This window comes from Streptomyces sp. SA15 (genome assembly GCF_002291145.1).
Lineage (GTDB): Bacteria > Actinomycetota > Actinomycetes > Streptomycetales > Streptomycetaceae > Streptomyces.
Genome location: NZ_NTGE01000190.1, coordinates 22911 through 36435, shown reverse-complemented (window position 1 = coordinate 36435; position 13525 = coordinate 22911). Strand labels below are relative to the sequence as shown.

Annotated in this window: 12 protein-coding genes and 1 pseudogene; 10 read left to right on the top strand and 3 right to left on the bottom strand. The window is 70.1% G+C overall.

All coding sequences use genetic code 11. The features are described from left to right. Nucleotides 1-185: pseudogene (locus CLM62_RS40465) on the top strand (chitin-binding protein); the annotation flags it as partial. Nucleotides 186-204: 19 nt separating this feature from the next. Here the strand turns inward: CLM62_RS40465 and CLM62_RS40460 are convergent. Further along, nucleotides 205-858 carry a Tat pathway signal sequence domain protein gene (locus tag CLM62_RS40460; protein WP_095754876.1) on the bottom strand — a complete coding sequence of 218 codons (654 nt, stop codon included), beginning with the start codon at nucleotides 856-858 and terminating at the stop codon, nucleotides 205-207. Nucleotides 859-1451: 593 nt separating this feature from the next. On the opposite strand from CLM62_RS40460, the gene CLM62_RS40455 reads away from it, so the two are divergent. The 8 genes from CLM62_RS40455 (at nucleotide 1452) to CLM62_RS40420 (ending at nucleotide 8809) form a co-directional block, all read left to right on the top strand. After that, nucleotides 1452-2126, top strand: coding sequence for a DUF6230 family protein (locus tag CLM62_RS40455; protein ID WP_095754875.1), 675 nt, complete (start codon nucleotides 1452-1454; stop codon nucleotides 2124-2126). Next, nucleotides 2126-2578 (top strand): DUF6114 domain-containing protein, encoded by a 453-nt coding sequence (locus tag CLM62_RS40450; RefSeq protein ID WP_095754874.1) that lies wholly within the window; start codon nucleotides 2126-2128, stop codon nucleotides 2576-2578. Before CLM62_RS40455 ends, CLM62_RS40450 begins: the two co-directional genes overlap by 1 nt. Nucleotides 2579-2749: 171 nt before the next feature. After that, nucleotides 2750-3547: an SAM-dependent methyltransferase gene (locus CLM62_RS40445; RefSeq protein WP_095754873.1), complete on the top strand. Its 798-nt coding sequence runs from the start codon at nucleotides 2750-2752 to the stop codon at nucleotides 3545-3547. A gap of 329 nt (nucleotides 3548-3876) precedes the next feature. Continuing rightward, nucleotides 3877-4890, top strand: a complete 1014-nt coding sequence (locus tag CLM62_RS40440; RefSeq protein WP_095754872.1) for a substrate-binding domain-containing protein — start codon at nucleotides 3877-3879, stop codon at nucleotides 4888-4890. A gap of 96 nt (nucleotides 4891-4986) precedes the next feature. Continuing rightward, nucleotides 4987-7431, top strand: a complete 2445-nt coding sequence (locus CLM62_RS40435) for a nitrate- and nitrite sensing domain-containing protein (RefSeq protein ID WP_095754871.1) — start codon at nucleotides 4987-4989, stop codon at nucleotides 7429-7431. 11 nt (nucleotides 7432-7442) lie between these two features. Then, a complete protein-coding gene (locus CLM62_RS40430; protein ID WP_095754881.1) occupies nucleotides 7443-7874 on the top strand; it encodes a roadblock/LC7 domain-containing protein in 432 nt (143 codons plus the stop codon). 1 nt (nucleotide 7875) lies between these two features. Next, nucleotides 7876-8235, top strand: coding sequence for a DUF742 domain-containing protein (locus CLM62_RS40425; RefSeq protein ID WP_095754870.1), 360 nt, complete (start codon nucleotides 7876-7878; stop codon nucleotides 8233-8235). Beyond that, a complete protein-coding gene (locus CLM62_RS40420; protein WP_257004373.1) occupies nucleotides 8222-8809 on the top strand; it encodes an ATP/GTP-binding protein in 588 nt (195 codons plus the stop codon). The genes CLM62_RS40425 and CLM62_RS40420 overlap by 14 nt, the downstream gene beginning before the upstream one ends. 37 nt (nucleotides 8810-8846) lie before the next feature. On the opposite strand, the gene CLM62_RS40415 is transcribed toward CLM62_RS40420, so the two are convergent. Together CLM62_RS40415 and CLM62_RS40410 are read right to left on the bottom strand one after the other, a co-directional pair. Beyond that, nucleotides 8847-10349 (bottom strand): M81 family metallopeptidase, encoded by a 1503-nt coding sequence (locus CLM62_RS40415; RefSeq protein ID WP_095754869.1) that lies wholly within the window; start codon nucleotides 10347-10349, stop codon nucleotides 8847-8849. A gap of 32 nt (nucleotides 10350-10381) precedes the next feature. After that, nucleotides 10382-11545, bottom strand: coding sequence for an ROK family transcriptional regulator (locus CLM62_RS40410; protein WP_095754868.1), 1164 nt, complete (start codon nucleotides 11543-11545; stop codon nucleotides 10382-10384). A gap of 217 nt (nucleotides 11546-11762) precedes the next feature. On the opposite strand from CLM62_RS40410, the gene CLM62_RS40405 reads away from it, so the two are divergent. Beyond that, the gene (locus tag CLM62_RS40405; protein WP_095754867.1) at nucleotides 11763-13517 is read left to right on the top strand and encodes a peptide ABC transporter substrate-binding protein; all 1755 of its coding nucleotides are present in this window, start codon (nucleotides 11763-11765) and stop codon (nucleotides 13515-13517) included. The last annotated feature ends 8 nt before the right edge of the window (nucleotides 13518-13525 follow it).

Genomic DNA, 13525 nt, shown 5'->3' with positions numbered 1-13525 from the left:
CTGCGTCGCCGGCGGCACGGGCGTCCACGACCGAGCGCGGCCGGGACGCCCCTGACAGCACCCCGGTCGCCGCTGCCTCCGACAGCGGCTCCGGTGCGTCCGCGCCCGTGATCGCGGGCGGCGCCGCCGCGGTGCTGGTGCTCACCGGGGGCGCCGCCCTGGCGCTGCGGTTGCGTCGGCGGTGAACGCCGGGCACCCGAGCGTTCAGTTGACGTAGACCAGCGCGTCGCCGTCGGTCACCGGGGCGTACTTCGCGGTGAAGTAGCCGTTGGCGAAGCACAGCGAGGAGCCGGACGTCCTCGTGAACTGCTGGTTGGTGAAGGTGATGCTGTTGTCGTCGTTGCTTGCCGTGCCGACCAGGCTGGGCGTCTGGTAGACGCAGTTGATGCTGCCGAGCAGGGTGCGCAGCACGACCGTGGTCTGGACGGCGGAGCCGCTCGCGGCGGTCACCGTGACGGTTCCGTCGGAAGACACCGAGGTGGTGTACGGCAGGTTGTTGACCGTGATGCTCGTGACGCCGAGCACGCCGATGACGTTGGCGGAGCAGCTGCCGCTGTCGAAGGTGTGCGCGTCGAGCGACTCGGTGGCCGTGCCCGGCGTCGCGGGGTTGTCGGTGACGGTGGCGGTGAACTGCGAGGACGTGCAGGAGATGCCGCTGGTGCCGGTCGCGCTGGAGTAGAGCGTGGCGGCGGTGCCGTCGGCCAGCGGCGCGGTGAGGACGTCGCCGACCGCCACGGCCGTACCGCCGGCGCTGCCGGTGGTGAGGACCGCGTTGTCGGCCGCCGACGCGGGGGTGACGGCGGGGAGGGTGAGGGCGGCGACGGCTCCGGCGACGGCAAGGAGGGATCTCGTACGCATGCGGGTGCCTCTTTCTGAGGGGGTTTGTGAGGGGGTTGTGAGCGAGGTTGTGAGCGGGGTTTCGGGGGGCGCTTCGGTGTCCGCCGTCGACCGGCCGGAAACCCATGGGGGAGGGTCTCCGGCCGGGCCGGGCGGGAGTGGCTGCCCGGCACGGTCGCGGGGGGAAGCGGCCGTGCGGGGTGCCTTGAGGGTTCGGTTGCGGGCGGTGAAGTGCCCGTACTGGACAGAACGTCCGGGAAGGCGGCTGGATCCGGCGCCACGGATCTGGGGAAGCCAGGGAGAGTTGTAGACCTGAGGGTCAGTCAACGTCAAGGAGTTGCACGGGAGTTGTGTGGGTGCGTCGTGGGGTCGTATCGACGCCCGAGAACTCACCTGACGCACAGGTGGCGCACAATCAACACTCTTTTCGCACAACTTGCTTGACCGTTGATGTAACCACCGGTAACTTCCTCGGCGGCTACTGATGCGTAACAGAAATCCCTTGCATCCGCCGGGAGTTGCGAAGGGGCGTGCGTTCGCAGTTCGCTGTCCGCGCCAGGACAACGTGCCACTGAAGCCCAACCGCATTGACTTATGCCCACTGGGAGCAGCACATGGCCTCGTCCGCAGGCAACACCCCTCAGAACCCGGAAAGCGGTTCCGTAACACAAGTGCCCGATGTCTCCGACGGCCCCGACAGACGCGGGCGGGTCCGGGCGCGCCGTGCCGCGATCATGGCGGTGCCGGCCACCGCGGTCGCCGCGGGGCTCCTGGTCCTGACCGCCGAAGGGGCGCTGGGCGTGCAGTTCGCGATCTCCGGCATGCCGTTCACGGTCACCGCCACCGAACTCGCCGGTACCGGTTTCGAGCAGTTCGGCGGCCTCGACCACATGGCCCCGGGCAGCCCCAACGAGGGCGACACCGGCGGCCAGGTGCTGGTCGTCACCTCCGCGATCAAGAACGCCACCCTCACCAAGCTGTGCCAGAGTGTCGACCTGGGCGGCATCAACCTGCGCATCACCGCGGGCGACGGGAAGGACAAGGTCGAGGCGAGCGACCTGACCACCGACTCGACACAGTTGTCGGGCAACGCCGCCTTCACCAACATCGAGATCGGCAACGACGCCAGCACCCTGACCAAGGCCGGTGTGAAGGGCCCCATCGGCGTCTTCAGCCAGCAGGCCGACACCGTGTACATCGGCGATCTGCGACAGACCAACTACGCCACCACCGCAGGGGTGTTCAAGCTGCCGGGGCTGAAGCTGGGCTTCAGCGACAAGGCCTGCTGATGTCGGCCGGGCCAGGGTCCGCCTTCCGGCGCTGGCGGGCCGCCCGGCCGTTCTGGGGCGGGCTGCTGCTCGCCCTGGGCGGCGCGGAGATCCTGCTCACCCTGAAGGCGTCGATGAAGGTCGTCCTGCACATCGGCATGCAGGGCCTGGCCGGGTACCTCGTGCCGACCCTGATGCTGCTGCTCGGAATGCTGATCCTCTTCAACCCCGCCCAGCGGCTGTTCTACTCGATCGTCGGCATCCTGCTGTCCCTGGGTACTTGGGTCACCTCGAACCTGGGCGGCTTCTTCGTCGGTCTCGTGCTCGGGGCCGTGGGCAGTTGCCTGGCCTTCGGGTGGCTGCCCGACCAGGAGCCGCGTGTGAGCCGGAGGCAGCGGCGGAAGGAGGCGAAGGCGGTGCGGCAGCAGGCCCTCGCCCAGCCCTTCGAGCGACAGGCCGGGGAACCCGCCTGAATCGCAACAGGGCCTGGCCGCCCGGTGCTCGGCCCTGGCCGCCCGGTGCTCGCATCGGGCGGCCCTTGCCGTACCCGGTGCGCGCCCGCCGCCGGCCCCGGAACGGGGAAATCTCGTACCGCACTCAACTGCACGGGATTAGAGGGGAGTTGAGCATGGGAAGGGAGGTGCATGGGACAAGACATCGACACCGGGAGCGCGCACTCCGCGCGGATCTACGACTACATCATCGGCGGCAAGGACCACTACCCGGCGGACCGGGAGGCCGGCGACGCCATGTGCCGTGAGTGGCCCGCGCTGCCCGTCCACATGCGGGCCAACCGCGACTTCATGAACCGCGCGGTGCGCCATCTCGCCGAGGAGGCGGGGATACGACAGTTCCTCGACATCGGCACCGGCATCCCCACCTCCCCCAACATCCACGAGATCGCCCAGTCGGCGTCGCCGGGAGCCCGGGTGGTCTACGTCGACAACGACCCGCTCGTCCTCAGGCTCTCCCAGGGCCTGCTGAACAGCACGCCCGAGGGGCGGACGGCGTACATCGAGGCGGACATGCGCGACCCGGCGAGCATCCTTCACGCTCCCGAACTGCGGGCCACGCTCGATCTGACGCAGCCGGTCGCCCTCACCGTCATCGCGATCGTCCACTTCATGATGGACGAGGACGACGCCGTCGGCATCGTCCGCCGACTCCTCGACCCGCTCCCCTCGGGCAGCTACCTCGCGATGTCCATCGGCACCGCCGAGTTCGCGCCGGAGGAGGTCGGCCGGGTCGCCCGCGAGTACGCGGCCCGGGGCATGCCGATGCGGCTGCGCACCCTCGCCGAGGCCCGGGAGTTCTTCGCGGGGCTCGATCTCGTGGAGCCGGGCATCGTCCAGGTGCACAAGTGGCATCCGGACGGCGCGGGCACCGAGGTGGTCCGGGACGCGGACATCGCGATGTACGGGGCGGTGGCGCGCAAGCCCTGACCGCCCTGCCCGCCCTGCCCGCCCTGCCCGCCCTGGGCGATACGGCATCCGACACGGCCCCGCGCAATACGGCATCCGACACGGCCCGGCGGAATGCGTCGTCCGCCGAGGCCGCCGCCGTACGCGTCCGAAAAAGTACTACCCAGCGGAAAGATCATCACGATGCGGCAGCAAGAACCGGCTACCAGGGGCAGATCACTTGACTACCGGCGGTCACACACGGTTGGCTCCGAGCCAGTGGAAGTCATCCGGTCGGCGCAGCACAGCCCGCGTTCCGGCCGCGCTTTCGCGTTCCTCTTGCTCGGCCGCACAGCGAGGTGCCGCACTTCATGAACACTTCCCTCCCACCTCAGGCCTCCTCCATATCCCTCCGCGTCACGGCCCTGGCCGCCGCCGCCTGTCTCCTCCTCGCCGGCTGCACCGGTTCCGGCGACACACGCCTCGACTCGGCCGCGGACGCGGCGGGCAAGGCCGACACCGGCCGGATCAAGGTCGCCCTGATCACCCACGGCGGTGAAGGGGACGCCTTCTGGGATCTGGTGCAGAAGGGCGCCCGGGCGGCGGCCGCCAAGGACGACATCGAGCTGATGTACGGCAACGACTCCGACCCGACCAAGCAGGCGGCACTGGTCCGGGACGCGATCAGTGACAAGGTCGACGGAATCGCGGTGACCCTGGCCAAGCCGGCGGCCATGAGAGGCCCGGTCGCCGAGGCGAGAGCGGCGGGCATACCGGTCGTCGGCCTCAACTCCGGTATCGACGCCTGGAGCTCCCAGGGCCTGCTGGAGTACTTCGGCCAGGACGAGAGCCTCGCGGGCCGCGCCGTCGGGGACAGGCTGGACGGCCTCCAGGCCAAGCACACCCTGTGCGTCATCCACGAGCGGGGCAACGTCGGCCTGGAGGCGCGCTGCGCCGGCGTGAAGAAGACGTTCGACGGCCAGACCGACCTGCTCTACGTGGAGGGTACGGACTCGAACGCGGTGAGCGCCGCCGTCACGGCCAGGCTCCGGCAGGACCCCTCCATCGACGAAGTCGTCACGTTGGGCGCGCAGTTCGCGCTCGACGCGGTCAAGTCGGTGCGGGAGGCGGGCAGCAGGGCCCGGGTCGCCACCTTCGACCTCAACAAGGACATGGTCAGCGCCGTGCGGAGCGGGAAGGTGCAGTTCGCGGTGGACCAGCAGCCGTATCTGCAGGGCTACCTCGCTGTCGACTCGCTCTGGCTGTACAAGACCAACGGCAACCTCAGCGGCGGCGGTGTGGCTCCCGTGCTCACCGGTCCGGCGTTCGTCACCCGGTCGAACATCACCTCGGTCGCGCACTTCGCCGCCGCCGGAACCCGCTGACCGGGGCTCCGGCGGGCCCCGCCGCCGGACGTCCGACAACCCTTCTGAAGAACGTCCCCGCTCCCCCGCTCCCTCGCTGATCGGCCAAGGACGACCATGTCTCCACGGACACGCGCCCGGCGTCGCCGCCGACTGGGCTCCATACGTCTCTCCCTCATCCTGCTCGCGCTGGTCCCGAGCGTCACCCTCGCCGCCATGTGGAGTGTGACGACGACGCAGATGTTCTCGGAGGGCCTGACGCTCAGGTCGCAGACGGAGCTGAGCGAGTCGACCGGCGCCATGGGCACCGACGCCACGCTCGCGTTGCAGCAGGAACGCGGGCTGTCGGCGGCCTGGCTGGCCTCGGTGCCCGGCTCCCGGGCCGCCCTGGACCGGGCGCGCGAGGAGACGGACGAGGCGGTCGCGAAACTGGCGAGCCGTTCCGAAGCCATCCAGAAGGCCCCCGACCGGATCGCGGACCGGCTGTACTCGGTCGTCGGGTCGGTCAGCAGCCTGGAGTACTACCGGGGCCAGGTGGACGACCCCACCGACATCACCGCCGAGCAGGCGCTGGACCAGTACACCTCGATCATCGACGACCAGATCCACGCCTTCCAGGAGCTCTCCCAGGTCGACGACGGCGACCTCACCTCGCAGGCCGGTCCGCTCGTCGCGCTGGAGCACGCGGCGGAGCTGGTCGCCCAGGAGGACACGCACCTCACCCTGGCGTGGCCGTCCGGGCGCCTCGACGAGAAGGCCTGGACCGAGTTCGCCGAGCTGGTGAGCACGCGCCGCTGGGTCGTCGATGACCAGGTCATCCCCTCGCTGCGCGGCAGCGTGAAGACGCAGACCGAGCGGATCCTGCAGGGCAAGGACTGGCATACCCTGCAGAGCATCGAGGACCAGGTGCTCGCGGCACGGCCGGCCGGCGGCGCAGGACAGGTCACCCTGCCCGACGCCCGCAAGCAGTGGACCGCCGCGCTGGACAAGGTCTCCGCCCAGTACTCGGCCCTGATCCGGCAGCAGACGTCGGCGCTGCTCGCGCGCAGCGCCGACGAGGCCGACGGGCTGCTGCTGAAGGCCGCCTCCCTGAGCGCCGGCGGACTGGTCGCCCTGCTGCTGTGCGTCGGCATGTCCTGGCGGATCACCCGCTCCCTCTCCCGGCGGCTGCGCGGCCTCAGGGAGGCCACCCTCGGTCTGGCGCGGGAGCGGCTGCCCGACGTGGTGACCCGGCTGGACCGGGGCGAGAAGATCGACGTGGACCAGGCGGCACCCGAGCTGGACTACGGCTCGGACGAACTCGGTCAGGTGGCGCAGGCGTTCAACACCGCACAGCGCACGGCGGTGGTGACCGCCGTGGAGCTCGCCGACACCCGGCGCGGCTTCCAGAAGGTGATCCTGGGCATCGCCCGGCAGAGCCAGAACCTGGTCAACCTCCAGCTCAGCCAGCTGGACGCGCTGGAGCGCGAGCACCAGGACCCGAACGTCCTCCAGGGCCTGTACCAACTGGACTCCACGGCGAGCCAGTTGCGCCGTTACGAGGAGAACCTCGTCATCATCAGCGGCGAGCAGCCGCGGCGCAGCTGGACCGAGCCGGTCGCGCTGATCGACATCCTGCGCAGCGCGGTCGGCGAGGTCGCCGAGTACCAGCGGGTGGAGGTGCACACCGACGAGGAGGTGTGCCTCGCTCCGCCCGCGGTGGCCGACGTGATCCACCTGCTGGCCGAGCTCATCGACAACGCCACCGCGTACTCCCCCGCGTCCAGTCCCGTCGGGGTGCGGGCCGGGATGGTCGCCAAGGGTCTGGCCGTCGAGGTCGAGGACCGGGGTCTCGGCATGTCCGAGGAGGACTACGCCTCGTTCAACGCGCAGTTGGCCGAGTCGCCGAAGTTCGACGTGGTGGCGCTCGCCGACGACCTGCGGCTCGGCATGTTCGTGATCTCCCGGCTCGCCAGACGGCACGGCATCGCCGTCACCCTGCGCTCCTCGCCGTACGGCGGCACCACCGCGATCGTGCTGATCCCGCACGACATCGTGGTGCCCGAGGCGCCCGACACGGACACGGGGGACACGGAGGGCACGGCGGACCCGGAAGGCACGGAGGGCACGAGGGGTACGGAGGACAAGCAGCACACGAAGGGCTCCGAGCCCACCCGCACGTCCCGCCCCCACCCCACCCCCGTCTCCGCCCCCGCCCCCGCTCTCGTCCCCCGTTCGGACGGGCTCGCCCCGCTGCCCCGCCGGGTGCCGCAGACCAGCCTGGCCGTCGAACTGCTCGAGGAGTCCCGGCCGGACGCCGAGGACGACTCCGACGCCTTCACCGCGGAACGCGCCGCCTCCTCGCTCGCCGGCTTCCAGCGCGGAACGTTCCGAGCCCGGGACGACGAAGATGAGCAGGCACCGGACGACAAGCAGACGCCATCGGACGAGCAGCCGCCGTACAACACCCAGACGCCGCACGACAAGCAGACGCCGCACCACGAAGACAGACCCGCCGCACCGGACCTCCCCACCCCGGAACCGGCCGCCACCACCTCGGCTCCCCACACCGACCGCTCATGAAGGACACCGCCATGACACGCCCCACCCCCGCCACCCACACCGCGCTGGACCAGCTGCTCACCGGCCTAGTGGATCGGGTCGCCGACGTGAACCAGGCCGTCGTGCTCTCCGAGGACGGACTCGTCGTCAGCAAGTCCACGGGGTTCCTGCGCGACGACGCCGAACGGCTGGCGGCGACCGCGTCCGGACTGATGAGCCTCAGCAAGGGCGTCAGCATGGACTTCCGCGGCGGCCCGGTGCGCCAGGCGCTCATCGAGATGGCCAAGAGCTACCTGATCCTGACCTCCGCCGGGCCCGGCGCCCACCTCGTCGTGCTGACGGGACCGAACGCGGACGTCGGTGTGGTGGCGTACCAGATGAACATGCTGGTGAAGAAGATCGGCGAGCACCTGAGCGCGGCACCACGGGCCAACGTGGGCCCCATGCCCGCCTCCGGCGAGTGAGGTGAGCGGAAGCGACGCGGCGGGCCGTCTGGTACGGCCCTTCGCCCTGACCGGCGGACGGACCCGCCCCAGCCGCGCCGACTTCACCCTCATCACGACGGTGGCCGCGGTGGATCCGCCGCCCGAGCGGGCCCCCAGGCCGCAGCCCGAGCAGGTACGGATCCTGCGCCGGTGTGCTCGGCCGGTCGCCGTGGCCGAGCTCGCCGCTCTGCTCGACCTGCCGGTGAGCGTGATGGTGATCATGCTCTGCGATCTGCTGGAGGCCGGTCTGATCACCGCCCACCCGCCGCATCCGGTCTCCCGCACCACCCCGGACCTGGACCTTCTGCAGAAAGTGAGGGACGGCCTTGGCCGGCTGTGACCCCGCCACCCGGGAGAAACCGGACGCGCCCGACACCGTCAAGATACTGATCGCCGGGGGCTTCGGCGTCGGCAAGACCACGATGGTCGGGTCGGTCAGCGAGATCGTGCCGCTGCGCACCGAGGAACCGCTGACCGTCGCCGGTCTGGATGTCGACGACCTGGCCGGCATCGAGGACAAGCGGGCCACGACCGTGGCCCTGGACTTCGGCCGGATCACGATCAGCGAGCAGTTGGTGCTGTACCTCTTCGGCACCCCCGGTCAGCAGCGGTTCTGGTTCATGTGGAACGACCTGGCCGTCGGCGCGCTGGGCGCTGTCGTCCTCATCGACGTCCGCAGACCTCAGGCCAGCTTCGCCGCCGTGGACTTCTTCGAGCGCCGGGGCATCCCGTTCGTCGTCGGCGTCAACGGCTTCTTCGGGAAGCATCCGTATCCGCCCGAGGAGATCCGGGAGTCCCTGGCGCTGCCGGAGCACGTGCCGGTGCTGCTGTGCGACGCGCGCGAGCGCGGGTCGTGCCGTGACGTACTCATCGCGCTGATCGACCAGTTGATCGCCGCGGCGATCAACGAGTAGCCCGTCCAGGAATACCCGCGTCCAGGAATACCCCCGCCTACTCGTCGGGACCGGTGAGCGGTTCGTCCGCGGGCGGGACGATCCGGGCCATGAGGTCGGGCTCGGGCATCTCCGGGTCGAACGGGAACAGGGGCCGGCGGACGCGGTGGTGGCCGAGGCGGGTCAGCTGCTGGTCGACGCCGCCCGGGGTGAGCGCCATCTTCCAGTCGGCGGCCATGGCGAACAGCTCGGGCTCCAGATAGCCGATCTTGACGATCACGACGTCGGCCGCGCGGGGGGCCAACTCAAGGTCGGTGAAGTCGTGTTCGTGGTGGTACGGCTTGCGCAGTCGGGTGAGGATCACGTGCACGCTCCCCACCCGCAGCACCACCTCGACCTCCGCGTCCCGGTCGCCGTGCCGGATCGCGTGGACCTCGCCGGTCAGGGTGAGCGGGCCCGCGTGCCGGTCGTCGACCTCCGCGCCCGCGGTGACGGTGACGGTCGCGCCGACGCCGGCCCGCACGGCCGTGTCGACCGCGGCCGGGCCCGGAAGCGAGGCGTAGAGGACCGTAGGGCCGGACGGGTCCTTGAACTCCGGTCGGGTGAGGACCTCTTCGAGTCCCCAGGTGACGTCTCCGGCTCCGCCGGCGGTCGGGTTGTCGCCGGTGTCGCTGATGAAGTACGGCCTGGCCGCGGAGGCGAGCGCCGCGTCCAGGCACTCGTCCAGCGTGCCCGTCGGCGCGACGAACGCGAAGTCGTGCCGGGCGTCCCAGAAGCCGCGGGCCAGGCGTTCCGCACCGGCCGTGACCGCCGCCTCGGCATGGCCCGTGACGACGACCGCCGCCCGGTTGCGCGGTTCGTCCGCCCAGGCGTAACCGACCCAGATCGCCGCGTCCGTCACGCCGTCCACCGCCTCCACCTCGTCGACGGCCGCGTACACGCTCTTCGCGGGTTCGATACGGGTGGAGGTCTGCTCGCCCGCCAGCAACACCGGCACCGGGATCCAGGCCTTGACCGGGCGGGGCGCGCCGCTCGTCAGCAGGTCCACGAGGTTGCGGGCGGCCCGTTCCTTGGTGTCCATGGCGTCCTCGTGTGGGGCCATGCGGTAGCAGGTGATCAGGTCGCTCAGGTGGACCAGTTCGCGGGAGACGTTGCCGTGCAGGTCCATGGAGGTCGAGACGATGACGTCCGGGCCGACCACCTCTCGGATGCGGTGCAGGAGTTCCGTTTCTGCGTCGTCCAGTCCCTTGACGGTCATCGCGCCGTGGATGTCGTACCAGAGGCCGTCGACGGGCCCCGACCGCCGTAGCCGGTCGAGGAGTTCGCCGGTCAGGTCGGCGTACGCGGCCGCCGTGACCGTGCCGCCGGGCAGTGCCTTGCCGACCAGGGCGCCGCGCCAGTCGGCGGCTTCCCGCAAGGGCTGTCCCGGGGCGAGGAAGGGGTAGCGGGTGAGGACGTCCGCGCCGCGCCGCGGGTGGAAGGCGGGGGCCTCGGTGCGGGCCGGGGAGAAGGTCGACGACTCGATGCCGAGTCCGGCGATCGCGATGACGGGGCGGGACATGGTTCCTCCGTTGTCAGAGCCTGTGTCACATCTCAGGAGTGGCTGCCGGTGACCGCGTGCAGCGCCCGCGCCAGCGCCCTCTGCAACGCGAACTGGCCCGCGCCGACCAGACCGGCGTCGGCGCCGAGGCCGGCCCGCTCGATGACCAGGTGCTGGGTGACGAGCGGGTGGCAGCCCTCGTACAACTGGCTGCGGACGGCGGCGACGAACGGCTCCAGCGTGGAGAGGATGCCGCCGAGGTACACGGCGTCGGGGTTGAAGAAGTTGACGTTCGCGGCGAGGACCTGGCCGAGGTAGCGGCCGGCCTGGCGGACCGCGCGAGTCGCCTCGGGGTCGGCGTCGGTGGCGAGGCGTACGACGTCCTCGGTGGAGGTCACGTCGAGGCCGCGCTCGCGCAGGAGGCGGACGAGGGCGGCGCCGGAGGCGACGGTCTCCAGGCAGCCGGTGTTGCCGCAGGAGCAGGGCGTGTCGTGGGCGGCCTCGACGCGGACGTGGGTGATCTCGCCGGCGGCGCCGCTGCCGCCCCGGTACAGCCGCCCGTCGGCGATGACGCCCGCGCCGATGCCGGACCCGGCCTTCACCATGATCGACTGTCGGTGCTCGGCGGGCCGGACGCTGTGCTCGCCGACGGCCATGCAGTTGGCGTCGTTCTCGATGGCCACCGGAACGCCGAAGCGGTCCTCCAGCCAGTCCCGTACGGGGAACCTGTTCCAGCCGGGCATGCGCGCGGGCAGGGTCACGAGGCCCGACTCGACGTCGACCGGGCCGGGCAGACAGAGACCGACGCCCCGGAGCAACTCCCGCCCGTGACCGTCGGCGAGGTCTTCGAGGGTCTCGGCCAGTCCGGGCAGCGCGGCCTCGGGTCCGTCGGCCGTGGCGAAGGGCACGGTGGAGACGTCGGTGAGGCCGCCGCCGGGGTGGACGACGCCCACGTGGGCGTGTCTGCCGCCGAGTTCGGCCGCCACGGCGTATCCGTCGCTGCCGCCGAGCCGCAGTACCTTGCGCGGGCGTCCGCCGGTGGAGGACAGGGTGCCCTCCTCGGCGACCAGCCCGTAGTCCAGCAGCTTGCTCACCGCGAACGAGACCGTCGACGGCGCGGCGCCGAGCAGTTCGGCGAGTTCCGTGCGTGTCGACGCCTGCCCGGAGGCGAGGAGTTCGAGGACGCGCCGGGTGAGCGAGGCACTTTTTTCAGGCATGGACGAAGTTACTTTCCGTCTTCGGCGGCCGGGACAGCGAGCGTAGGCCAGTCGAGCCCTCTCCCGGCTATTTCCAGATCAGCAGAAACAGGCTTTTTACAGCAACGCGTCTGTTTCTTCGAACAGTCGGGGCGTTCACTGGCTCCACCCCCTGCTTCCACCTCCCTGCCTTCACCTCTCTGCCTCCATCCCTCGCTTCTGTTCTCCGAGGAGAGCCATGTCCCCTGCCCGCACCAGACTTCTCACCGGTGCCGCCCTCAGCGCGGGCACGCTGCTGCTCGCGGGCTGCTCCGGGACGAGCGGCACGTCGTCCGGGTCGCACGACTCGATCGACTACGCGCTGCCCGCGAACTTCACGCCGAACTGGATCCTGCCGATCGGCACGGCGGCCCATCTGAACACCAACAACCGTTCCATCGCGGACAGTTTGTGGGAGCGGCTCGTCGCGTACGACGGTTCCACCGGCCGTATCGCCTGGAACAAGAAGGCGTCCATCGCCACCGCCGCCGACTTCGCCGCCGACGGAAAGAGCGTCACCATCACGCTCGGCGACCGGCATTGGAGCGACGGCAAGCCCATCACCTCGCGCGACGTCCAGTTCTGGTTCGACCTCATCAAGGCGAACAAGACCGAGTGGGCGGGCTACACCCCCGGTAAGGCGCCGGACAACTGGACGTCCTTCAAGACCGTCGACGACCGCCACTTCACGATCACGTTCGACAAAAGCTACAACTCCCAGTGGATGCTGGCGAACGAGCTGAACGAGGTCACGCCGCTGCCGCGGCACGTCTGGGACAAGGGCGGCGACGCCAAGCAGGTGTGGACGTACCTCAACGACGCCGCGAAGAACATCTCCCGCTATGCCACGGACCCCCTGTGGAAGACCATCAGCGGCCCCTACGCGGTCAAGTCCTTCTCGACCGCCGGCAAGGTCGTCCTCACCGCCAACAAGAAGTACGACGGCGGCGAGAAGCCGGCCATCCCCACGGTGAACCTGCTGCCCTTCACCACGGCGGACGCCGAGAAGAACGCACTGCGCTCCGGCAGTGTCGACTACGGCTACATCGAGGCGACCGACCTCGACCAGAAGGACAGCTTCACGGCCCAGGGCTACGAGGTGAAGCCGTGGTCGGGCTGGGCGATCACCTACATGCCGTACAACTTCAACAACCCGGTGATGGGCGCGGTGTTCAAGCAGCTCTACGCCCGGCAGGCCGTGCAGCACTCGATCGACCAGAGCAGTCTGGCGAAGGTCGTCTTCAACGGGACGGCGGTGCCCGGCTACGGGCCGATCCCCCAGGGGCAGGCCTCGGACTTCGTGTCGTCCACGCAGAAGAAGAACCCGTACCCGTTCTCCACGTCGGCCGCCCGCACACTGCTGACCGACCACGGCTGGACCGAGCAGGGCGGGGTCATGACCTGCACCAGCCCGGGCAGCGGCGCTTCCCAGTGCGGTGAAGGAGTGGCAAAGGGAACGAAGTTCGAGATGGGGGTGCTGTCGCAGTCCGGGTCGACGGTGACGGACAACATGATGAGCGCGATCCAGTCCTCGCTTGCGAAGACCGGGATCAAGTTCTCGATCAAGACAGCGCCGGTCAACTCGGTGCTGTCGCAGACCCCGCAGTGCACCTCCGACCAGTCGATCTGCAAGTGGCAGCTGTCCTTCTTCGGTACGGCGGGCAGCTGGTACTTCTCCGCCTTCCCGACCGGCGACTCGCTGTTCCAGTCCAAGGGCGGCTCGAACTTCGGCAACTACTCCAACCCGGAGGTCGACAAGCTCATCTCCGCGTCCACGACGTCGAGTTCGAACCAGGCGATCCAGGACTACAGCGCGGCCCTCGCCAAGGACCTGCCGGTGATCTGGCTGCCGGAGCCGGTCTACCAGATCTCCGTCGTCCGGAACGGTCTCGGCGGCTTCTCCCAGGACTCGCTCGCCAACTTCCATCCGGCGCAGTGGAAGTGGACCGGCTGAGGCCCTCG

Excerpts from the sequence above, each read along its gene's own strand:
- CLM62_RS40445 (WP_095754873.1), top strand. The coding sequence starts at position 2,750 with ATGGGACAAGACATCGACACCGGGAGCGCGCACTCCGCGCGGATCTAC.
- CLM62_RS40435 (WP_095754871.1), top strand. The coding sequence starts at position 4,987 with ATGTCTCCACGGACACGCGCCCGGCGTCGCCGCCGACTGGGCTCCATA.
- CLM62_RS40460 (WP_095754876.1), bottom strand. The coding sequence starts at position 858 with ATGCGTACGAGATCCCTCCTTGCCGTCGCCGGAGCCGTCGCCGCCCTC.
- CLM62_RS40415 (WP_095754869.1), bottom strand. The coding sequence starts at position 10,349 with ATGTCCCGCCCCGTCATCGCGATCGCCGGACTCGGCATCGAGTCGTCG.
- CLM62_RS40455 (WP_095754875.1), top strand. The coding sequence starts at position 1,452 with ATGGCCTCGTCCGCAGGCAACACCCCTCAGAACCCGGAAAGCGGTTCC.
- CLM62_RS40405 (WP_095754867.1), top strand. The coding sequence starts at position 11,763 with ATGTCCCCTGCCCGCACCAGACTTCTCACCGGTGCCGCCCTCAGCGCG.
- CLM62_RS40430 (WP_095754881.1), top strand. The coding sequence starts at position 7,443 with ATGACACGCCCCACCCCCGCCACCCACACCGCGCTGGACCAGCTGCTC.
- CLM62_RS40450 (WP_095754874.1), top strand. The coding sequence starts at position 2,126 with ATGTCGGCCGGGCCAGGGTCCGCCTTCCGGCGCTGGCGGGCCGCCCGG.
- CLM62_RS40410 (WP_095754868.1), bottom strand. The coding sequence starts at position 11,545 with ATGCCTGAAAAAAGTGCCTCGCTCACCCGGCGCGTCCTCGAACTCCTC.
- CLM62_RS40440 (WP_095754872.1), top strand. The coding sequence starts at position 3,877 with ATGAACACTTCCCTCCCACCTCAGGCCTCCTCCATATCCCTCCGCGTC.